Source organism: Halobacillus litoralis (genome assembly GCF_004101865.1).
Taxonomy (GTDB): domain Bacteria; phylum Bacillota; class Bacilli; order Bacillales; family Halobacillaceae; genus Halobacillus; species Halobacillus litoralis_A.
Genome location: NZ_CP026118.1, coordinates 3,320,149 through 3,341,640, shown reverse-complemented (window position 1 = coordinate 3,341,640; position 21,492 = coordinate 3,320,149). Strand labels below are relative to the sequence as shown.

The window sequence follows — 21,492 nt, the reverse complement described above, 5'->3', positions numbered from 1 at the left end:
ATGAATTCCTCCCTTACACATTGTTCTGATCTTGATCGATCACTTTAGTCAAACGTTCCGAAAACTCTTCCGCAGCATTTACACCCATCCGTTTCAAACGGAAGTTCATCGCTGCAACTTCAATGATGACAGCAAGGTTACGACCTGGGCGGACAGGGATGATCGCTTTCGGGATTTCCACGTCCATGATTTTCATAGTCTCTTCTTCTAATCCAAGACGATCGTATTGTTTATTTTTATCCCATAATTCAAGATTGATGACAAGGGTAATACGTTTATAGCTACGTACTGCTCCTGCACCGAACAATGTCATCACATTAATGATGCCAAGCCCGCGAATTTCCAGAAGATGTTCAATCAATGGCGGACTGTTTCCGATCAATGTATCATAATCTTCTTGCCGTATTTCCACACTATCATCAGCTACAAGACGATGGCCTCTCTTCACTAGTTCTAATGCTGTCTCACTTTTACCGACACCACTCTGGCCCGTAATTAAAACTCCAATCCCATAGATATCGACCAGAACACCATGGATAGCTGTAAATGGAGCGAATTTCGTTTCAAGGAAATTCGTCAGACGGCTGATCACACGTGTCGTTTTATAGGGTGACAGCATAAGTGGAACCCCTGCTTCATTTGCGGCATGATACAATTCTTCAGGAATATCCATTCCCCGTGTAATAACGATTCCAGGCGTAACATCTGTGCAAAGTTTCTCAGCACGTTCCTTACGCTGTTCCTTCGTCAATTCATTAAAGTATGAGAGTTCTGTTTTCCCCAGCAATTGGAGACGGTCTTTCGGATAAAACTTGAAATACCCGGTCATTTCTACACCTGGGCGAGAAATATCACTCATATGTATTTCACGGTGGACACCGTCTTCTCCAGCAACTAACTCAAGTGCGAACTGTGTCAACAAATCTTGCGTACGGACCTTGCTCATATTTAACAACCTCCTCATTCATCAATCACTGTCCCCTATTGTAGCACGTTTTTATATAATCTTGGATAGTAGGTGCATCATATATCATTGAGTAAACAAGCTCAAGCAGCTTCAAAATACTTAGTTCCGCTACGATATCAAGGTTTGGACTTGCTGAAATTGAACCGTCCAGTTAAAAACTTCGATAAATCAAAGAAATGCCGTACAGAAGGATGGCTCCTGTACGGCATTCAAAAGTCATTTTTTCATGTCTTTGATTAAACTGTTCAATATCAGGTTGATCACGGAAATGATGATTGCGGATATTATCGTCATTCCGAAACCATCGATATCAAATGTACCTCCCAAGAAGAGATCTGTCAGCCAAAGAGTGATGGCATTAATGATGAATAAGAATAAACCGAGCGATAAAATCGTAATCGGTAAAGTTAAAATTACAAGAACCGGCCGCACAATCGCATTCAATATAGATAGAATGAGGGCAGCTAAAAGTGCCCCGCCGATTCCATCAATACTGACGGAGGCGAACAATGCTCCGACAGCAATGATCGCAACAGCGTTGACTACTATGTGCAATAACCAATTTTTCATGATTTACACCTGCCTTCTTCTCATGAACAATCACAGTTGCACTGGAGGATTGACCGTCACAGATCCTGTCTTCGTCTCTGCTTCTATATGATATGCATCCTCAAATTGTTCGTATGCTTCAAATTCCAATAGTTTGTTCATAACTTCTTTTTTATCATTGAGAATCTTGTAATTATCGAGTTTACAATATAGACTTCCCATTTTTGTACGCAATACCCCATCGATTTTTTTCTCAGTCGGTAGAGAAACTTTCACACTGCCTGTAGTCGTTTTATAAAAACCGGTGTGGGCTCTGTTACCAGTATGGTTGACTGTAATGCTGCCACTGACCGCAGAGGCATCACTTTTGCTGTAGGCTCCACCAAGGGTGATCGCTCCGTTAATCGTATCAGCATAGCATTGTTCGAATACACCATTGGTCAAGGTAATGGCTCCATTTCCTGTTTCAAGTTTACACGTTTCCCCTGAAACATTACTGAGCTCGACAGGACCATTGGATGTTTTCAATTGAAAGTGCTCACTCTTCAACCCATCCATATGCAAAGGTCCGTTCGTCAATTTAGACTTCACAAAAGTGTACGATTTCTTCGGTAAAAACAGTTCCACATTCGTTTTGATTTTTTTAGAAGGGCTTGCTAAACGCAGCAGATCATTATTGATTTCAAATTGGACATCGTCGTGAAACCTTTGTCGGGCTTCTTCCTCATTTTCCACTTGATATACTTTCACATGGGATGTGGCCTTCACATAATTCTTCTCCCATGTATGAACTTCCAATGAACCGTTAGCAATGGAAAAATCCGCATCATGAAAGTCAGCTGGCTCCAGTTCGGTTTCATGATCGAATTCTACGTATTCACCAAAAGATAAATCAAAATCGGAATTCTTGATCTTCTCGACAGCATCGCCGAGGAAATGTTTGAGGCCATATTTCTTCTTTTCCTCTTGAGCAGCACTGCCCTTATCAGGTCCCTCTTCAACTGCAGAAAGCAGCTTAGCGCCTTCTTCGGCACTAACCGTTCCTTTTTCAATCATCTGCAGGATTTTCATACGTTCTTCATTCATAAAAAATCAGCTCCTTTATATCCATTTACGTTATTCCCTACTTTAAAGATTCAAAAACCAAAAAAACACCCTGAAAAAGACAAGCTAGTCATTTCCAGGGTGTAAGTCAATCAGGTTGTAAATGTATATCGATAAAAACGTTCAGTCTTTAATCTTTCCAACTGTGCAGCTGTCTGATCGTGGTTTTCAATCAAGCTCATCATTCCGTCTGCCTGGGATAAGTGGGCTTTGATCGCTGCCAATTTCCGCTCCCAGTAAGGTTTTACATCATAAACGATGTCCGGTTCCCCAAGATCTTTTTCACTATTGTTGGAGATTGCATGCATCCATACGGCGGGACGTTTTGAGGACTCGATATTCTCAACAGCTTCTACCACTGCAGCCCCTAAAGCATCATGATCCGGATGGACCGCGTAACCAGGGTAATGTGTAATAACAATCGTGGCATTCAAAGCTTCAATCTTCTCCTTCAAATGCGCGGCGACTTGCTCACGGGGTTCAAACTCCAGAGTTTTATCACGGTAGCCTAACAGTTCTACATCAATATCCAGTTGCTTCACAGCGTTTTGAAGCTCTTTTTTCCGAAAAGAAGAAAGGGTTTCCCGATTAGCGAAAACCGGATTTCCCATATTTCTTCCCATTTCCCCGAGGGTCCCGCACAAATATGTGACGGAAGCACCCTCATCACGGAATTTAGATATCGTTCCGGAAGCACCGAATGATTCATCGTCTGGGTGTGGAAAAATGACTACGACATTTTCTTTACTCATCTGGATCAGCCTCATGAGAAAAAGGTGTTTCACTGATTTCCAATGCCACCATCAATCGCCCTTCCCGATCGTGGCCAGCCATCAACAGACGATCCTTATCATCGATTTCGTAGTCCGTCACACCTTCAGCGTAAACCCAGCCAAGATCCAGTTTCAGACCTACACGATAAGAACCTCCTGTGCTGACGATTTTCCCGTGTTGGAATTCCACTTGAGCGTTACGGATAAAAGCACCCACATTATAAGCATTTTCATCAAAGTGACTGGCATATGCACCGTTTGTCGTTTCTAAATGAACATAAACTTTCTTGTTCGCTAATCGATCGATTTTATTTTGAACATTTTCTTGTATGATCGCTTCCATTACTAGTCCCCCCATCAAACCTTTCTGTGTAAAACGATACTCAATTTGAAGGTCAGCGTCAAAACATCTACTTTTGAGCTACTTCTTCCCGTGTATTCATTTTCTCTTCCATACGTTTTCGATCCCTTTCTAATACTGGTTTCAAATAACGGCCTGTATAGGAAATTTCCTGTTCGGCGACATGTTCCGGTGTGCCGTCGGCAATGATCCGCCCACCGTTATCTCCCCCTTCAGGACCGAGGTCGATAATGTGATCTGCTTCTTTGATCACATCGAGATTGTGTTCGATGATCAATACAGAGTCCCCATTTTCCACAAGACGCTGCAACACATTCAAGAGACGGAAAATATCGTCAACGTGAAGACCTGTCGTCGGTTCATCCAAAATGTAGAAGGACTTGCCATTGGAACGACGGTGTAATTCACTTGCCAGCTTCACGCGCTGTGCTTCACCGCCGGACAACGTTGTCGCCGGCTGACCGAGCTTGATATATTCCAGCCCTACATCTGCCACTGTCTGCAATTTACGTTTGATCTTAGGAATGTTTGCAAAAAAGTCCAACGCCTCTTCAATGGTCATTCCAAGGACATCTGCAATACTTTTCCCTTTATATTTCACTTCTAACGTTTCCCGGTTGTATCGTTTCCCATCACAAACTTCACAAGGGACATACACATCTGGCAGGAAGTGCATTTCTATCTTGATAATTCCGTCTCCCCTGCAGGCTTCACAACGTCCGCCTTTGACGTTGAAGCTGAAACGCCCTTTTTTATAACCACGGATTTTCGCTTCGTTCGTTTGAGCAAAAACATCACGGATATCATCAAACACGCCTGTATACGTAGCCGGGTTCGACCGTGGTGTACGGCCAATCGGAGACTGGTCAATGTCGATGACCTTATCAAGCTGATCGATCCCTTCGATTGTTTTGTGTTTGCCGGGTTTTCGCTTACCATTATGAAGTTTCATGGATAAAGATTTATACAATATTTCGTTGATGAGCGTACTTTTTCCAGAACCAGAAACACCGGTTACCGCTGTAAACAGTCCCAGAGGAATATCTGCATCAACGTTTTTCAAGTTGTTCTCCTCCGCTCCTCGGATGGACAAGTATCGGCCATCCGGTTTCCTGCGTTCAGCTGGCAGCGGAATGAATTTTTTGCCTGATAAATATTGCCCGGTCAAGGACGTACGACTCTTCATTACTTGTTTAGGGGTTCCCTGTGTGACAATTTCTCCCCCGTGCGCTCCTGCTCCAGGTCCGATATCAATTAAATAATCGGCAGCCAACATCGTATCTTCATCGTGCTCGACAACAATCAGCGTGTTATCCAGATCCCTCATCCGTTTCAGGGTATTGATCAAACGATCGTTGTCGCGTTGGTGAAGACCGATCGACGGCTCGTCCAACACATACAAAACGCCGGTCAAAGCTGATCCGATTTGGGTAGCCAGTCGAATCCGCTGTGCTTCCCCACCTGAAAGTGTACCTGCTGAGCGGGATAAGGTCAGGTAATCAAGACCTACGTTAGCTAAGAAACTTAAACGTTCACAAATTTCCTTCAAAATCATCCGAGCGATCGTTTCTTCTTTTTCAGTGAGTTCCAGAGACTCGAAGAATTCCTTAGCTTCTGTAACTGAGTAATCTGTCGTGAGACCGATGTGTTTCCCGTTGATCAGCACGGAAAGAGCTTCCTCATTCAGACGGTTCCCTTTACATTTCGGGCATGGTTTTTGAGCCATATACTTTTCCATTTGTTCCCGGATGTAATCAGAACTAGTCTCACGGTAACGACGGGAAATGTTTGGAATGACCCCTTCGAAGAATATTTCATTCTCCCTCACTTTTCCAAAGTCGTTTTCATAACGGAAGTGGATCTTTTCATCGCCGCTTCCGTAAAGCACACGTTCTTTATGCTCTTCCGGCAAATCCTTGAACGGCTTGTCCATATCAATTCCATAATGATCTGCGACACTTTTAAGTAGTTGAGGGTAATACTGTGAGCTTTGCGGTTCCCAGGCGGCAATCGCATGCTTGTTCAAAGATCTGCTCCAGTCCGGGATGACAAGATCGATGTCAACTTCAAGTTGGGTGCCAAGGCCGTCACAACGATTACATGCACCATAAGGGCTGTTGAATGAGAACATTCTCGGTTCCAGTTCACTCACTGAAAAGCCACAGATCGGACATGCATGATGTTCACTGAACTTCAACTCTTCTTCGCCAATTACATCAACGATCGTATGACCGCCACCGAGATTCAATGCCGTTTCTATCGAATCACTAAGACGGCCTTCGACTCCATCTTTCACAACAATTCGGTCGACGACGACTTCAATCGAGTGTTTTTTATTCTTTTCTAATGATATTTCCTCGGAAATCTCCCGCATTTCTCCGTCAACTCGCAGACGGATATACCCTTCTTTTTGAAGTTGTTCAAAAACTTTCACATGCTCTCCTTTACGACCGGAGACGACAGGAGCAAGGATTTGAAGCTTCGTCCGTTCTGGATATTCCATCACACGATCGACCATTTGCTGGACAGTTTGAGAACTGATCTCCACTCCATGTTTCGGACATGTCGGTCTTCCGATCCTGGCAAACAAAAGCCGCAGGTAATCAAAGATTTCGGTAACTGTACCGACTGTTGAGCGTGGATTACGGCTTGTCGTTTTCTGGTCGATGGAAATAGCCGGAGACAGACCCTCGATCGAGTCTACATCCGGTTTATCCATTTGACCTAAGAACTGTCTTGCATAAGCACTCAGGGACTCCACATAACGACGCTGTCCTTCTGCATAAATGGTATCGAAAGCTAGCGATGATTTTCCTGAACCGGATAAACCAGTCATGACGACCAGTTTATTTTTCGGGATATCGATATCGATATTTTTCAGATTGTGAGCCCGTGCTCCTTTGATACTGATATGTTTACTGGCCATACTCTAATCATCCCTCCGCTTTTAGTTCCAACAAAATGTCACGTAGTTCAGCGGCACGTTCGAAATCAAGATCGCGCGCTGCCTGTTTCATTTCCGTTTCCATATTATCGATGAATTCCTGACGTTCTTTCTTCGTCATCTCTGATGGCTTCTTGCCTAGCTCATAATCTCCCTCTTCTTCCGCAACAGCTGTCGCTTTGATGACATCACGCACTTCTTTTTTGATCGTGGTCGGTGTAATGCCGTGTTCTTCGTTGTAAGCGATTTGTTTTTCACGACGTCGATAAGTTTCATCAATCGCAAACTGCATCGATTTGGTGATTTTATCTGCATACATAATCACTCGCCCATTTTCGTTACGCGCAGCACGTCCAATCGTCTGGATCAATGATCGATCAGACCTTAAGAAACCTTCTTTGTCCGCATCGAGGATGGAGACAAGCGATACTTCCGGAATGTCGATTCCTTCTCGTAACAAGTTGATTCCGACAAGGACATCGTATTTTCCGACACGTAAGTCACGGATGATTTCAATACGCTCAAGCGTTTTGATTTCCGAATGCAAGTAGGCGACTTTGATGCCAAGTTCCTTCAGATAATCGGTCAAATCCTCAGACATTTTCTTCGTCAATGTCGTTACAAGGACTCGTTCATTCCTGTCTTTGCGTTTATTGATTTCTCCTACAAGATCATCGATTTGGCCATGAATCGGCCGGACCTCAATTTCAGGGTCAAGCAATCCTGTCGGCCGGATGATTTGTTCAATCATCTTCGGTGTATGTTCAATTTCGTAAGGCCCAGGTGTTGCTGATACATAAGCAATTTGATTAATATGATTTTCAAATTCTGAAAACATGAGCGGGCGGTTATCCATAGCAGAAGGAAGTCGGAAACCATGATCCACCAACACTTGTTTACGAGCACGGTCACCGTTATACATCCCTCTTACTTGAGGCAAGGTGACATGGGACTCATCGACCATGATGAGAGAATCTTCAGGGAAATAGTCCATCAACGTGTAAGGAGTCGCTCCTTCTTCACGGAAAGTCAAATGCCTTGAATAGTTTTCGATACCAGAACAGAAGCCCATCTCATTCATCATTTCTAAATCATAATTGGTACGCTGCTCAATCCGTTGAGCTTCTAACAATTTATCCTGATCACGCAATTCCTTCACGCGGACAGCTAACTCTTTTTCTATATTTTTTATCGCTTTTTTCAATTTTTCTTCACGGGTGACGAAGTGGGAAGCCGGGAAAATAGCGACATGCTCCCGATCTCCGACAACTTCTCCAGTGAGTACGTCGACTTCACGGATCCTGTCTATTTCATCTCCGAAAAACTCCACTCTCATGGCGTGTTCTTCTCTGGAAGCCGGGATTATTTCTACGGAATCTCCTCGGACACGGAACGTTCCGCGCTGGAAGTCGATATCATTCCTTGCGTATTGGATATCAACAAGATTCCTCAGAAGTTCATCGCGATCTTTCTCCATTCCCGTTCTTATCGATAGAACCTGACTGCGGTATTCGTCGGGAGAACCCAGACCGTAAATACAAGAAACACTGGCGACAATGATGACATCATTACGTTCGAATAATGAGGATGTTGCAGAGTGACGCAATTTATCAATTTCATCATTGATGCTCGCATCTTTTTCTATGAACGTATCCGAGGACGGCACATATGCTTCCGGCTGATAGTAGTCATAATAGCTGACAAAATACTCAACGGCGTTATTCGGAAAAAACTCCTTGAACTCACTATATAATTGACCGGCCAACGTTTTATTATGAGCAATGATCAGCGTCGGCTTGTTCACTTGTTCAATGACGTTCGACATCGTAAATGTCTTTCCTGTACCAGTGGCTCCTAGTAGCGTCTGATGCTTTTCCCCACGGTTGATCCCTTCAACGAGCTGCTTTATCGCTCGCGGTTGATCCCCCTCAGGTGAAAAATGTGAAAATAATTCAAAATTCCCCTCCACGACGAAAACCTCCGTTCCTTACTAGTTCTTATTTAGTTTACCACAACAGTTTACCATTCTAACATAAAACGAACAAACATTCGGTTTTGAAGTCTTTTGGTAATAAATGTTATACCTGAGGTGCTAAAATTCCCCACCTCAGGTATAACATTTATTACCATTTACAACTCAAAAGAAAGCACTCTGTTAGTCAGAGTGCTTTCAAGGGTCATTCTATAAATTAATTTTCAAAGGTTTGATTATATTGGTTTACTTCGAATAAATCCGTGAGTTCAATCTTAGGGTGTTTATCCTGGAACCAACGGAGTGAGAAATCATTTTTGAAAAGAACGACAGGATTTCCTTCTCTGTCTTCTGCCAGCATATTCCGTTCATCAAATAATGATTCATCCACTTGATCTTCCTTCAACCAGCGTGGAATCCGTTCACCTAATGGAGTCAACTCAATATCCACATTATACTCATTCTTCATCCGGTATTCGAATACTTCATATTGAAGTTCACCGACGGCGCCGATAATATAATCTTCAAAACGGTAACGCTTGAACAGTTGGATGGCTCCTTCTTGGACAAGCTGTTCCAACCCTTTTCGGAACTGTTTCGATTTCATGACGTTTTTCGCTGTCACTTTTTTGAATAGTTCAGGGGGGAACTGTGGCAGTTCATCATATTCGAACTTCGACTTACCGGTAACAATGGTGTCTCCTATGCGGTAGACGTTCGGATCATAGATTCCGATAATATCGCCCGCATACCCTTCCTCGACTGTTCCTCGTGAAGAAGCGACGAACTGCTGGGACTGAGCAAGCTTGAATGTTTTCCCTGTCCGGGATAAGGTGACATTCATTCCACGTTCGAATTTACCTGAACAAATTCGCACGAAAGCAATGCGGTCACGGTGTTGTGGATTCATGTTCGCTTGAATCTTAAAGATGAATCCTGAGAATTCTTCGTGCTCAGGTGAAACGAATCCTTCGGTTGATTTTCTTGGTGCTGGTTCAGGTGCCATTTCGATGAACGAATTGAAAAATGTTTCCACACCGAAAGGCGCCAACGCACTACCGAAGAATACAGGTGTCTGGTCCCCTTTCAACACTTTATCCATGTCAAAGGTGTCACCCGCTTCGTCTACCATTTCCATTTCCTCTTGAGCTTCCTGGAAAGTTGCATTTTCTGTCAGTTCAGGATATTGCTCGAGGTCGTCATAAGAAATGTAATTTTCCTCTTCGTTTCCTGTGTAATGAACAAATTGCTCATTTTCACGATCAAACACACCAAGGAATCGTTTACCCATGCCAGCTGGCCACGTCATAGGATATGTCTCAATATCAAGAGTCTGTTCGATTTCTTCCATTAAATCCAGAGGCTCCCGTCCTTCACGGTCCATTTTATTAATGAAAGTGAAAATCGGAATACCACGCATTTTACAAACTTTGAACAATTTCAACGTTTGGGCTTCAATTCCTTTTGTTCCGTCGATGACCATGACCACACTGTCCACCGCTGTCAAGGTACGATACGTATCTTCACTGAAATCTTCGTGCCCCGGTGTATCCAGGATGTTGACTTGATAACCTTTGTACGGAAAATTCATTACACTTGATGTGACGGAAATCCCACGTTGTTTCTCGATTTCCATCCAGTCGGAAGTTGCGAATTTCCCTGATTTTTTACCTTTGACCGTACCGGCTGAACGGATCAAGTTACCGAATAGCAACATTTTTTCCGTCATAGTTGTTTTCCCTGCGTCCGGGTGGGAGATAATAGCAAACGTACGGCGCTTTTTCATTTCTTCTTGTATTTGACTCATCGTGATATCCTCCATTGTTTAAGATTTCTGTACATATTGGAATGAGGTAGGATATACGTTTTTACATCGGCCGATTCACTCCATAAAAAAAGCGCTCACACTAACAAGCGTCTTCTCAGAATTTTTTTGGTTATACTCTGAAAGTTAGCATAACCCACCATTAAAATCAATCACAACCGACAAACCAGCTTGCGAAAGGTTCCATAAACTTCCACCTCAAGTCATCCAGATTCTGGATGACTTGAGGTGGAAGTTTATGGGGTTGGTAGAAAGGTTTTTGAACTTTCATATTCTCCCCTGCTTTTCAAACCTGTTATAATGGGGATAAAAACTGATAGTAAGGATGCCATTTTATGCAGAGTTACTTATTACAACCAAATGATATAAAGAAAATCACAGGGCAAACTTTTTATACTCGAGGGAAACAATATTTTGAGTCAGGTAAAGTCTATGGACTTTCTCATAACAGCGCCATCCGATCATGGCGAGCGGTCGTAGCGGGGACACATGACTATGAAGTCCGCGTTTTCTTTTTTGAAGATGAAGATGTAGAAGCTACTTGTGAATGCGCGGCCTATGCAACCTATTACACGTGCAAGCATATTGCTGCTGTCCTTATCGCCATCAGGGAAAAAGCACTCGAAGAATTCGCTCCAAAACTTGCAGAAGAGGGAAGTCGTACAACAACCAACATGCCGAATCAAGACCGGATGTTTGCAGTAAGCTTGTTTGAAGCTTTCCGTCAACGCCAGGAGAATCGTGGAGCACAGGATTTAAAGAAACCCTTGCAAATCCAATACTTTCTTCATATTCAATCCATTCTAGGCACAAAAAGCCTAGGGATCGAACTTAAGCTTGGTGAGGGGTACCCTTATGTGATCAAGAATATTCGGGAACTCCTTGAACATATACACAAGGATCACTCCTATCGAATCACTAAGAAATTCACTTATGACCCTTCTGAACATACTCTTTCAGAAGAAGACAGGGAGATTTTCCATCTTCTGCAGACTTCCTACGAGCAGGAACAATTTTATGAGCAGCAATGGAATACTGCTGAGCAAAAAATATTAAAGATTTCGCCAGGACTTATCCATCAACTACTTCCTTTGTTAAAAGAACAACGGGCTGTTGTAGTTGAACGCGGGGAAACAACCGGCCTCATCGACTATCAAGATGAATTTCCCGATTTATCTTTCTACGTTTCTGAAGAGCGTGGACATTTTCATATGCACATGAACCACCTGAAAGATTATGATTATCTTTCTGACTATCATCTCCTTTTCAAAAAAGGAACCTTCTATCCGATCGATCAGGAGAAGGAAGAAGTGATTCGCACTCTATACACGCTTCTTCCCTACAATTCAAACGGGAACCATACGGTGAGCCATCATGATATGGAAGGCATTGTATCCTATGTTCTCCCTGAATTAGAAACAATCGCTGACGTGAACCTGGACTCATCTGCCCAACAGAAAATCATCCAGGAACCCTTACGCGCGGAAACGTATTTGGACTTTTCCCAATGGACACTGACCATCGATGTGAAATTCCATTATGGCGATTTATCCATTGACCCATTCAATGAAAAAGTTCTCACTGAACAGACGATCGTCCGCCGTGATCGTCAAACTGAACAAGAGATCATGCAAATCATAGAGTCCGCTGAATTCAAGTTTGATGGGGAAGTGGTCTATATAGAGGATGAAGACCAACTGGATGTTTTCCTTTATGAATATCTGCCCAAACTGAAAGATTACAGTGATGTGTATCTATCCTCTGCTGTCCGATCATTGATCAATCAAGAGCATCATGAATTGCAAACATCTGTAGAACTGGAAAGTGATGGCAGTTGGCTCGATATCAATTTCCAAATTGATGGAATCAGCTCTGATGATGTCACGGAGGCATTAAAGGCTGTAATCGAACGGAAAAAGTATTACCGCCTTTCTGACGGGGCCCTTCTTTCACTGACATCGGATTCGTTTGAACGTTTTCAAAATCTTGTCGATGAACTTGACTTGAGCTCGTCAGACTTGGATAACAACCAATTCCAATTATCAACTGCTAGAAGCTTGCAGGTTGAAGACGCGCTGCATCCAAGTGACGCGGAAAGGAACCAATTGTTCAACGAGCTCGTTGACCGCTTGAAATCACCACAGTCATTTGAAATCGATCCACCCCAAGGGCTCGAAGCAGATTTGCGCCCTTACCAGCTGACAGGTTTCCGGTGGATGAAGATGCTCAGCTATTACGGCTTAGGCGGCGTCCTCGCAGATGATATGGGACTTGGAAAAACGGTCCAGACGATCACCTATTTGTTGCACGAGAAAAAACAGGGGTTGATGACAGAGCCAGCTATCATCATCACACCTGCTTCCCTTGTCTATAATTGGAAAAAAGAAATCGAAAAATTCGCCCCAGGTTTATCGGTACAGATTCTTACAGGGGATCCAACAATGAGACAGGAAGCCCTGGCCAATGCTCCCACAAAGGATGTGTGGATTACCTCCTATCCACTTCTCAGGCAGGATATTGATGCATATAAAGACCAGAAGTTCCATGCGATGGTATTGGATGAATCCCAAGCCATTAAGAACGAAACGACAAAAACAGCAGTTGCCGTAAGGTCTATCAAAGCAAAGCACCGCTTCGCATTGAGTGGGACGCCGATCGAAAATTCGCTGCAAGAATTATGGTCCCTTTTCCGCACCATCATGCCAGGCTTTTTCACAAGCAAGAAAAAGTTCACGCAATTGAAACCTGAGAAAATCTCGCTGATGACGCGCCCGTTCATATTGCGCCGGATGAAAACTGAGGTGCTTGACGAATTGCCGGATAAAATCGACACTGTTCAGTATTCCGAATTGACGAGAGAACAGAAAGAAGTCTACCTCGCTTATTTAGAACGGATTCAGGACGATATCCAGGAGACGATCGCGACAAAAGGAATTCAGCGTGGGAAGATTGAAATACTCGCAGGACTTACCAGACTGAGACAAATTTGTTGCCACCCATCACTTTTCTTAGAAAATTATGAAGGACAGTCCGGCAAGCTTGAACAATTGAAGGAACTCACCAATGAACTGAAGGCAGGCGGCCACCGTTTGCTCATTTTCTCCCAGTTTTCAAGCATGTTGACTTTGATGCATAACGAGCTTGCAAAAACAGGACTCGACGCGTTTTATTTAGACGGGAGTACAAAGTCTGATAAACGGATGGAAATGGTTGAAGCCTTCAATGAAGGTGAAAAAGATGCCTTCTTCATCTCATTGAAAGCTGGAGGTACTGGATTGAACTTGACGGGTGCAGACACTGTCATCCTTTATGATTTATGGTGGAACCCAGCCATTGAAGAACAGGCAGCAGGACGGGCCCACCGGATCGGTCAGGAGAAAGTCGTCCAAGTGATCCGGATGATTTCTGAAGGTACCATCGAAGAGCGCATTTACCAACTGCAACAAAAGAAACGCGACCTCGTCGACCAGATCATCCAGCCAGGAGAATCCATGCTCACATCCTTAAGCGAAGAAGAAATCAAACAACTATTCAAATAAAAAAGAGCCGCTATGGCTCTTTTTTATTTGGTAATTACTGGATGACTTGAGGTGGAATAAAGTCCCACCTCAAGTCATCCATATTTTTCCATTAATATTCAAAAAGGAAGCCGCCTTTATTAGGCAGCTTCCTATCATATAGTTTTCTTTTGAAGTTTGAACCAGTATCCTCCGAGAATACTTGCTCCCACTGCCATCGTCACCGTGGAAATGATCATATGAAGGGATGAGGCCAATACGATATTTCCAGTCACGACAATGACAAAACCGACGACTGCGTTCAATAGAATGGTGATCAAATACAACCACGACAATGTAATATGATACTTGAACCTTGAAGCATAGATGACAAACCAGATCGCGGCTACAAGGATGACCACAGTAGCCACCCAGTGCAGGGAATAAATCATGTTAGCAGCAGCTTCACTCTTGATCAAATACTCTATGGCTGGTATATCCAACATTACATTGCTCGCCCGGCTATGCTTAAAGAAAGCCCCTAAAATCACCTGGAATACATAAATGCTGTATCCAATAAAAAAGGCGCGGTAACTCATGGAAATCGAAGACCAGCTTTCCCGGCTCAATTCAATCTTACCTTCATGCAAACTGTAACTTAACAAAACAAGGACGATCAACAGCAGCTGGCTGAAAGTAACATCAAAGGTTGTGAATCCTGGCGGTGTACCAAGCAATACATTCAATCCACCAATGATCGATTGGAAAATCAGCAACCCTAAACTCATAATCGCTAAAATAAGGACCGGTTTACGTTTTCGATATTTATAGATGGCTCCAAGTGCATTAATGGTTGTCAGAAAAATCAATAATGGTACCATCATGCGGTGAGAATACTCAATAAGGACATGATAATCCGTAAAATCCGGAATTACCTGACCGTTACAAAACGGCCATGATGTCCCGCAGGCATCTCCAGAATCTGTCGCAACGACGAGATTTCCTAGGATGAGTGCGAGAAACGTTACGAATGTAGTCAGAATGGAGAATTTTTTCATCGTCTTACCCTTTCTCTATTTAAATCATGAGATATAATAATTAGCTTCCTCAGTAAATCATATCATGAATACCAAAAGATAGAGAACGGAAAAGATGTTCAAGGCTCATGAACTTTTTGTGAACGCCCATTTTCCATCTATCCCAGGCCAGATATGGGGAAGTTAACAACGACTCAAAAGCTGCTGCCCGCGGTGTATTTCTATCTCCATCTTAACTTCCCCTGTTTATCATTTTTTGTGAAGGGAAATGTATTCCACATAGAAAGGAGCTTACTATTTATGACCTATAAAGCCTATGTATTCGACGCCTATGGAACAGTTTTCGATGTTCACAGTGTGATGAAGAGGATTCATCAATTCTTTCCTGATCAGGGTCCTTTCATCAGTCAACAATGGCGCGACAGGCAAATTCATTACTTTCTCGTCCGCCAGCTGATGGATGAATATAAACCATTCACTGATATCACACGCTGGGCTTTACTGGACGCCTTAGCGTATAGTGAGGTTTCAGTAAAGCCTGAAGTCGTCGAGGAATTAATGAATGAATATGAAAGACTACTCCCTTATGACGAAGTCAGTTCACTTTCTGAATATCACCCAGATAAAAAGTTCACCATATTCTCAAACGGCACCCGTTCGATGCTGGAGCCGTTATTAGAGAACAACGAGTTGAGTGCTATGTTCAGCCTGTTGAGCGCAGACGACGTGCAAGTATATAAACCACATGCAGAAGCTTATCGGTATGCTCATGAAAAGCTCGGCTACGAAAAAGAGGAAATCCTATTCTTTTCCAGCAACCCCTGGGATATCGCGGGGGCTGCATCCTATGGCTTCCATACTGCATGGGTCAACCGCAAACAGCAGAAGTGGCCGGAGCTTGGTATCGAGCCCACCCACATCATCCAGAACTTAAAAGAGATCCCATAAGAAACAAAAGTGCAAGCGCCTTAGTCAGCCTCAGCAATCATAAGACAAGCGGTGCAGTGAAGCGCTCTTCCTTTACGGAAACGATTGACTTATGATCATCGAGAGGCTGGGAGCTTAGCCATGCAGTTGTATTAGGTACCAACCGAGAACTTTTTGAGTTATGCATCAAATATAAAAGCCGAGTAGGACGATTTTATCGTTCAACTCGGCTTTTATATTACGATGAGACATTCGGGCTCTTACTCCTCCATGAGCGTTCGGTGGTAACGCCTGCGGGTACAGCGCGAGCCGAAGATCCACTTGGTCAAGTGATTTTCTTGACCAAGTTAGCTGAGGCCGTGCCCGCGGCAAGCATCCACCGGCATGCGAGTCGTTAGAAGCAACAATAAACTTTAACAGCTCCTCTAGATTGTAAGGGATTTTTCAGCGGCCTCTATCTAATTATTGAATGTCTTCAAATAATAACACCTGGTCTTTCCCATGTTTTTTCCCTTGATATAATGCCTGATCAGCAGAACGGAACAAATCGTCCAACGAACGCCCATCAGCCGGAAAACAAGCGACACCGACAGAAAAGGAAGAAGCGATTTCCTGTCCATTAACATAGTATGGTTTTCTCAACTTTTCTAAAGCACGGCCTGCCACTTCACGAGCCTGCTCACTGTCTTCGATGTTCTCTAAAAGGATGGCGAACTCATCTCCACCGATCCTACCGACAGAATCCCCCACACGGATACATTCTTTCATGCGCTTTCCGACAAGGCATAGGAAATCGTCCCCAATTTCATGCCCATACTGATCGTTGATGGACTTGAATCCGTCCCCATCCAAATAAAGGAGTGCAAAAGTCTGCTTTGTACGATCGGATTGCGCGATCGCATGAACTAATCGATCTTCAAATAACCGCCTGTTCGGTAAATCAGTCAAATAATCGTAAAAAGCAAACCGTTCCAGTTTTTCTTCATATGTTTTCTGGTTGGAAATATCACGCGCAACAATTACGAAATGGCTCACGATTCCCTGTTCGCTTACGACTGGTGTACCCCTGCATTCAAACCAGACCGGCTCCCCATTTTGGCTCGTCAGCTTCACTGAAACGGTAAAAGAGTTTTGGCTGGCATAACTATTATTGAATGCGGCATTAAGCTGGATCACATCCTCTTTGTCCAGCTGTCGCCTCAATTCGCGTGGAGACATGGCCATAGGATCACGCCCGAAAAACTTCTTATGCGAGGGGGAAGCGTACATCATACTCCCCGAAGGAGCGAAAACAGAAATCATATCGTTTGAGTGATCAGCGATCAAACGGAATTTTTCTTCACTTTGGCGTAGTGCCTCGTGTGCCTTTTCTTTTTCCGTCACATCTTCAAGGATGGCGTAAATACCTTCTTTTTGATCTTTATCGATGATCGGCACAAGAAACACATAGAGAAGACGCTCCTCACCTTCAACAAAAAAACTTGTTTGAAACCATATGTCTTTTTTGAAAAAAGTGTTCAGCAGCTGTTGCTTGACCTCCCCGGCTTGACGATCAGAAACCCAATCCAGGATAGACGTATGCAGGAGCTGGTCTTCCTCTTTTCCTAAAAGGCGGACAGAAGCTCTATTAGCTTTGGTGATTTCACCTTGAAAAGTCAGCCTCAAAATCGATTGAGGATTATGCTTGAATAATGAGCGATAACGCGACCGGCTTGCTTCTAATCGCCTCGTCGCTCTTTTTTCCTCAGTAATATCGCGGACAATTGCACTGATTCCGATCGTTTCTCCTTCTCCGTTCTGAATCTGGGAAACGGTTACAGAAATGTCAATGAAGCTCCCATCTTTATGTACCCTTACCGTTTCATATCCGGATATTTCGAATCCTTTAAGCCCTTTTCCGATCAATCCCTCGGCTTCTTCCCTGCTTTCATCTGGTACGAAAGGAAACGTGGAGGATTGAAGTTCTTTCTTCGTAAAACCATAAAGTTCCTCAAGCGCCTGATTCGCTTCCAGCACGTTTCCATCCGTATCAACAATCAAGATCGCATCTGTCGTATTTTTCATCAAAGATCGGTATATGGCATTGATTCTGGCTAAGTCCCGTTCTTTTTTCACCACTTCCGTAATGTTACGGGTGATCGCTACGATGTGGGTGACTTTGCCTTCCTCATTGATCGTCGGCGTCAACACTGTATGCCCTCTGAATAGAGTGCCATTTATGGTAATTTCATCTTCGAATGTAAGTGCTTCCTTCTTTGCCACTACTTTTTCATATGAATCTATCAAATCCCTGGATTCTTCATGCCCAAGCAGGTCTTCAATATATTTACCATTCCACTCTGCCCCTTCTATCGGGGAGTGCGCCTGTGCTGCATGGTTCATATAAACATATTTAAAACGTCTGCGATCGACCACTTCCATAAAAAAAATATAATCAGATATTCCATCCATCAGCATATGTAACAATTGCTCATAAGGGTTGCGGTCCGATAAATCACTCATCATCCCTATATCAAACAAATCTCTCACTCGCTCCATGGATATCCCCTCATTCTTTTAATCGTTTCTTACAAATGTGTATACAATATTACCACTTCTCATTATCATTCTACACTAAGTTTCCCATAACTGAAAATTAAATTTCCATCTTTTTACCTATGAAAATTTTCTATAAAGAGTCGAATCTATCCATATCTCACAAGATGAAGTTCCAAATTATAGGAAATAACCTGATTGACGGGGGATAGAAAACGGGTGTCCCTCATCAGGCTTAAGCAAACCTATAGCAATAGTTTCATAAGCTATTGTTAAATTTCTACACACCAAAAAAGCCATACGGACGTATCCGCATGGCTTATCACATTTATACAATCGATTGTTTTTGCTGAGTCTGAGCTTCTGCCTGCGCTTGTTTGATGAGGCAACGCCCCTTGCCATGAGGAATGCACATCGGTGTACCGAAAAGTGGATCCTCTCTTACGTCACAAACCATTTCGAAGACGTGCTGCATCATATCACATGTAACGACCTCTTCAGGTTTACCCTGGGTAAAGACTGTTTTATCTTTTACTGCGATGATATGATCCGCATAGCGGCAAGCGAGATTAATGTCATGCAGGACCATGACTACTGTGCGCCCATTGTCCTGGTTCAAATCGAACAACAAATCAAGAATTTCTATTTGATGCGTCATATCCAAATACGTCGTCGGCTCATCAAGTAGAAGAGTGTCCGTATTTTGGGCAAGGGTCATCGCAATCCAAGCACGCTGACGTTGCCCTCCAGAGAGAGAGTCGACCGAACGTTCTTTCAATTCCATCAGATTTGTATCTTCAAGTGCACGATTGACCGCTTCTTCATCCTGCTTCGACCAGCGTTTCGCGAATCCTTGATAGGGATAACGACCTTGTTTAACCAACTGGTAAACACTCAAGCCTTCAGGAGTCGTCGGACTTTGAGGTAGGATAGCCATTTTTTTAGCGACATCTTTTGTACGCATTTTAGATATATCTTCACTGTCCAAAACGACTTCGCCTGATTTCGGTTTCAAAAGACGCGCCATTGAACGGAGCAATGTCGATTTTCCACACCCGTTTCCACCAATCAGTACAGTCACTTTACCTTTCGGGATCGTAATATCCAATGAATCTATGATAATGGAATCTCCATAGCCTAAAGTCAAGTTGTTTGCCAACAGGGTATCCATAATCTGACCTCTCCTTTTATGTCCTCGCGAAATATATCGCTGTTGGGGATTGCATATAAACTCACGTATTCTATGTTTTCTCTATTATCTAGTTTATGGGGTTGCTATCGTTGTGTCAATGATTTTGAGAATCATTTTCATTGTGAATCCTTGAAAAGTGTATGCGGTCAAGGGAAGGATGAGAACAAAATAAGCCAGAAGCCTTGTATGTGAAGACTTCTGGCTTTCGTTAAATTTATTACAGCGGTCCACAAAAGGAGCAGTTATCTGGAAGACCTGATTTCGAGATGCTTGTATAGATTTAGGGTCGTTGGGGAAGAGCTCGCTTTCCTGCGGGGGACCTGGCAAGCTTCCTCGGGCTAACGCCCTGTGGGATCTCGCCTAGCCCCTTCTCCCACGGGAGTCTCCCCCTTCCCCAACGACCCTTGCGATATGTGTATTTCGAAATCACTAAAGGGTGAACATGCCTTTTCTTGGGTGGATAGACCAAACTTAAGAGCTAAGATAATATGTTTCATCACAAAAGCTCTTTAAACACGAAGGTGTTTCGAGCCTCTTCCCAGACACCATCTCTGCATACAAAAGCATCGATACTGAGTATTTCACTCAATATGTCGAGGTTTCTACTAGAAAAATCCTACTGAAGCTTCATGAGTGGGGGGTTCGACGAAAACAAGTCCAAGCTCATAATGTTCCCCTTCGTACATCGCTCTCTGAAGGTAGCGGTTTTCTCCCCATTCGTCCCTGACTTCGATTTTATTGAAAGCCCCTGTTTGCTGCAGAGCTTCATAAAATTGTGTTTCGCTTCTCACAGTCATCCCATTCACCCGTTCAATCAGTTCTCCGGGAATCATCCCCATTTGAGATGCCGGACTGCCTGGAATGACTCCAAGGATCCGCACACCTTTTGGATTAGAAGAAAAGAATGGCGGTTTCTCTTCCCTCATGCGATGGAGTATATGGATCATTTCTCGTCCCAACAGACTTACGACTACAGCGGCCAGTGATAATATCTCGATGAAAAAGCTGCCGATTGATAGAGCAAGGACGAGGAGAGCTAGTAAAAATGTATGTCTGCCAAGTGTTTTGGCAGCTTGCTCCGGCGCCTGGCCACGTACGACCCATTCCCATCCCAATAGGAAAGGGACGAGGATCAGGCCATAAGATTCTCCTGCTATGGAAAATAAAGGCCACCAATCAGCGAAAGGCTCAATACTTCCGCCTGGCACAAGTGCGAAAAAGGGAACGATGGCCATCTTCCTTCCCCTATGCTGACCGATCCACATCCCCCTGCTTCCTTTGGTCCGCTCCGGAAACGTTTGTGTCGGTGGTGTTTTCAACATCAGAATCGCTTCTACCAACATGAAAAAGCCCAATAAAGCCGCAATGGCAGCTAGAGGTGTTTCCTGAAGGGTTGTCATCCAGGGGGAATCCTGCCACTCCCCCGGGATATATGGCAGCAGAAGCAGCACAAGATACGCGCCGCCTAAAGTATAAGCTGGAGAGTACCAGTTCAATTTCCCTGAAAGACTAAACATGATTATGATAACAGCCGCCATCAATAGAAAAGGGAAGGACAGGACCATCCCTCCGCCTACCGTAAATATCGATAAACAAAGACCTGCAATCAATGAGACAGCCCATGTGCCTTTCCACTCGGAAAAACGTTCAAACACACGGGTTCCGAATGTTGCCCGTTCTTTTTTTATTCTTTTCATTGATAATATCATGATCATAATTATTGCTATGTACAAAAAAGGCAGGGTGAACATCCGGCCGCCGCCTTTTACAAATTCCCATATCCAAACGTCCAACATGATTCTCCTTTCA

At 43.6% G+C, this 21,492-nt stretch carries 15 protein-coding genes; 2 read left to right on the top strand and 13 right to left on the bottom strand.

Annotated elements, in window-relative coordinates:
* Positions 1-13 precede the first annotated feature (13 nt).
* The 9 genes from hprK to HLI_RS22175 all read right to left on the bottom strand — a co-directional run bounded on the left by hprK (position 14) and on the right by HLI_RS22175 (position 10,766).
* A complete protein-coding gene (hprK, locus tag HLI_RS16465) occupies positions 14-946 on the bottom strand; it encodes an HPr(Ser) kinase/phosphatase (protein ID WP_128526004.1) in 933 nt (310 codons plus the stop codon).
* 237 nt (positions 947-1,183) lie between these two features.
* On the bottom strand, positions 1,184-1,537 hold the full coding sequence (locus HLI_RS16460; protein WP_128526003.1) for a phage holin family protein: 354 nt from the start codon (positions 1,535-1,537) through the stop codon (positions 1,184-1,186).
* Positions 1,538-1,567: 30 nt separating this feature from the next.
* Positions 1,568-2,602, bottom strand: a complete 1,035-nt coding sequence (locus HLI_RS16455) for a DUF4097 family beta strand repeat-containing protein (protein ID WP_128526002.1) — start codon at positions 2,600-2,602, stop codon at positions 1,568-1,570.
* A gap of 110 nt (positions 2,603-2,712) precedes the next feature.
* Positions 2,713-3,372 (bottom strand): bacillithiol biosynthesis deacetylase BshB2, encoded by a 660-nt coding sequence (bshB2, locus tag HLI_RS16450; RefSeq protein WP_128526001.1) that lies wholly within the window; start codon positions 3,370-3,372, stop codon positions 2,713-2,715.
* Positions 3,365-3,736, bottom strand: a complete 372-nt coding sequence (locus HLI_RS16445; protein WP_128526000.1) for a YojF family protein — start codon at positions 3,734-3,736, stop codon at positions 3,365-3,367. Before HLI_RS16445 ends, bshB2 begins: the two co-directional genes overlap by 8 nt.
* 67 nt (positions 3,737-3,803) lie before the next feature.
* A complete protein-coding gene (gene uvrA / locus HLI_RS16440; protein ID WP_128525999.1) occupies positions 3,804-6,680 on the bottom strand; it encodes an excinuclease ABC subunit UvrA in 2,877 nt (958 codons plus the stop codon).
* Positions 6,681-6,687: 7 nt separating this feature from the next.
* Positions 6,688-8,667: an excinuclease ABC subunit UvrB gene (gene uvrB / locus HLI_RS16435; protein WP_128525998.1), complete on the bottom strand. Its 1,980-nt coding sequence runs from the start codon at positions 8,665-8,667 to the stop codon at positions 6,688-6,690.
* 220 nt (positions 8,668-8,887) lie between these two features.
* Positions 8,888-10,477 (bottom strand): peptide chain release factor 3, encoded by a 1,590-nt coding sequence (locus HLI_RS16430; RefSeq protein ID WP_128525997.1) that lies wholly within the window; start codon positions 10,475-10,477, stop codon positions 8,888-8,890.
* A gap of 166 nt (positions 10,478-10,643) precedes the next feature.
* Complete coding sequence (locus HLI_RS22175) at positions 10,644-10,766, bottom strand: hypothetical protein (protein WP_277750295.1); 123 nt, start codon at positions 10,764-10,766, stop codon at positions 10,644-10,646.
* 64 nt (positions 10,767-10,830) lie between these two features.
* Between HLI_RS22175 and HLI_RS16425 the strand changes: the two genes are divergently transcribed.
* A complete protein-coding gene (locus HLI_RS16425) occupies positions 10,831-14,034 on the top strand; it encodes a DEAD/DEAH box helicase (RefSeq protein ID WP_128525996.1) in 3,204 nt (1,067 codons plus the stop codon).
* A 134-nt stretch (positions 14,035-14,168) separates the two neighbouring features.
* On the opposite strand, the gene HLI_RS16420 is transcribed toward HLI_RS16425, so the two are convergent.
* Positions 14,169-15,050 carry a COX15/CtaA family protein gene (locus HLI_RS16420; RefSeq protein ID WP_128525995.1) on the bottom strand — a complete coding sequence of 294 codons (882 nt, stop codon included), beginning with the start codon at positions 15,048-15,050 and terminating at the stop codon, positions 14,169-14,171.
* A gap of 279 nt (positions 15,051-15,329) precedes the next feature.
* Between HLI_RS16420 and HLI_RS16415 the strand changes: the two genes are divergently transcribed.
* Positions 15,330-15,977, top strand: coding sequence for a haloacid dehalogenase type II (locus tag HLI_RS16415; RefSeq protein WP_164908593.1), 648 nt, complete (start codon positions 15,330-15,332; stop codon positions 15,975-15,977).
* Positions 15,978-16,418: 441 nt separating this feature from the next.
* Here the strand turns inward: HLI_RS16415 and HLI_RS16410 are convergent, their stop codons facing one another.
* The 3 genes from HLI_RS16410 to HLI_RS16395 form a co-directional block, all read right to left on the bottom strand.
* Complete coding sequence (locus HLI_RS16410) at positions 16,419-18,494, bottom strand: sensor domain-containing diguanylate cyclase (RefSeq protein WP_128525993.1); 2,076 nt, start codon at positions 18,492-18,494, stop codon at positions 16,419-16,421.
* A gap of 325 nt (positions 18,495-18,819) precedes the next feature.
* Positions 18,820-19,662: an ABC transporter ATP-binding protein gene (locus HLI_RS16405; RefSeq protein WP_128525992.1), complete on the bottom strand. Its 843-nt coding sequence runs from the start codon at positions 19,660-19,662 to the stop codon at positions 18,820-18,822.
* 626 nt (positions 19,663-20,288) lie between these two features.
* Positions 20,289-21,479, bottom strand: coding sequence for a PDZ domain-containing protein (locus HLI_RS16395; RefSeq protein ID WP_241655873.1), 1,191 nt, complete (start codon positions 21,477-21,479; stop codon positions 20,289-20,291).
* Positions 21,480-21,492: the final 13 nt, after the last annotated feature.

Excerpts from the sequence above, each read along its gene's own strand:
- HLI_RS16410 (WP_128525993.1), bottom strand. The coding sequence starts at position 18,494 with ATGGAGCGAGTGAGAGATTTGTTTGATATAGGGATGATGAGTGATTTA.
- HLI_RS16460 (WP_128526003.1), bottom strand. The coding sequence starts at position 1,537 with ATGAAAAATTGGTTATTGCACATAGTAGTCAACGCTGTTGCGATCATT.
- bshB2 (WP_128526001.1), bottom strand. The coding sequence starts at position 3,372 with ATGAGTAAAGAAAATGTCGTAGTCATTTTTCCACACCCAGACGATGAA.
- hprK (WP_128526004.1), bottom strand. The coding sequence starts at position 946 with ATGAGCAAGGTCCGTACGCAAGATTTGTTGACACAGTTCGCACTTGAG.
- HLI_RS16425 (WP_128525996.1), top strand. The coding sequence starts at position 10,831 with ATGCAGAGTTACTTATTACAACCAAATGATATAAAGAAAATCACAGGG.
- HLI_RS16395 (WP_241655873.1), bottom strand. The coding sequence starts at position 21,479 with ATGTTGGACGTTTGGATATGGGAATTTGTAAAAGGCGGCGGCCGGATG.
- uvrA (WP_128525999.1), bottom strand. The coding sequence starts at position 6,680 with ATGGCCAGTAAACATATCAGTATCAAAGGAGCACGGGCTCACAATCTG.
- HLI_RS16415 (WP_164908593.1), top strand. The coding sequence starts at position 15,330 with ATGACCTATAAAGCCTATGTATTCGACGCCTATGGAACAGTTTTCGAT.
- HLI_RS16420 (WP_128525995.1), bottom strand. The coding sequence starts at position 15,050 with ATGAAAAAATTCTCCATTCTGACTACATTCGTAACGTTTCTCGCACTC.
- HLI_RS16430 (WP_128525997.1), bottom strand. The coding sequence starts at position 10,477 with ATGAGTCAAATACAAGAAGAAATGAAAAAGCGCCGTACGTTTGCTATT.
- HLI_RS16455 (WP_128526002.1), bottom strand. The coding sequence starts at position 2,602 with ATGAATGAAGAACGTATGAAAATCCTGCAGATGATTGAAAAAGGAACG.
- HLI_RS16445 (WP_128526000.1), bottom strand. The coding sequence starts at position 3,736 with ATGGAAGCGATCATACAAGAAAATGTTCAAAATAAAATCGATCGATTA.
- HLI_RS16405 (WP_128525992.1), bottom strand. The coding sequence starts at position 19,662 with ATGGATACCCTGTTGGCAAACAACTTGACTTTAGGCTATGGAGATTCC.
- HLI_RS22175 (WP_277750295.1), bottom strand. The coding sequence starts at position 10,766 with ATGAAAGTTCAAAAACCTTTCTACCAACCCCATAAACTTCCACCTCAA.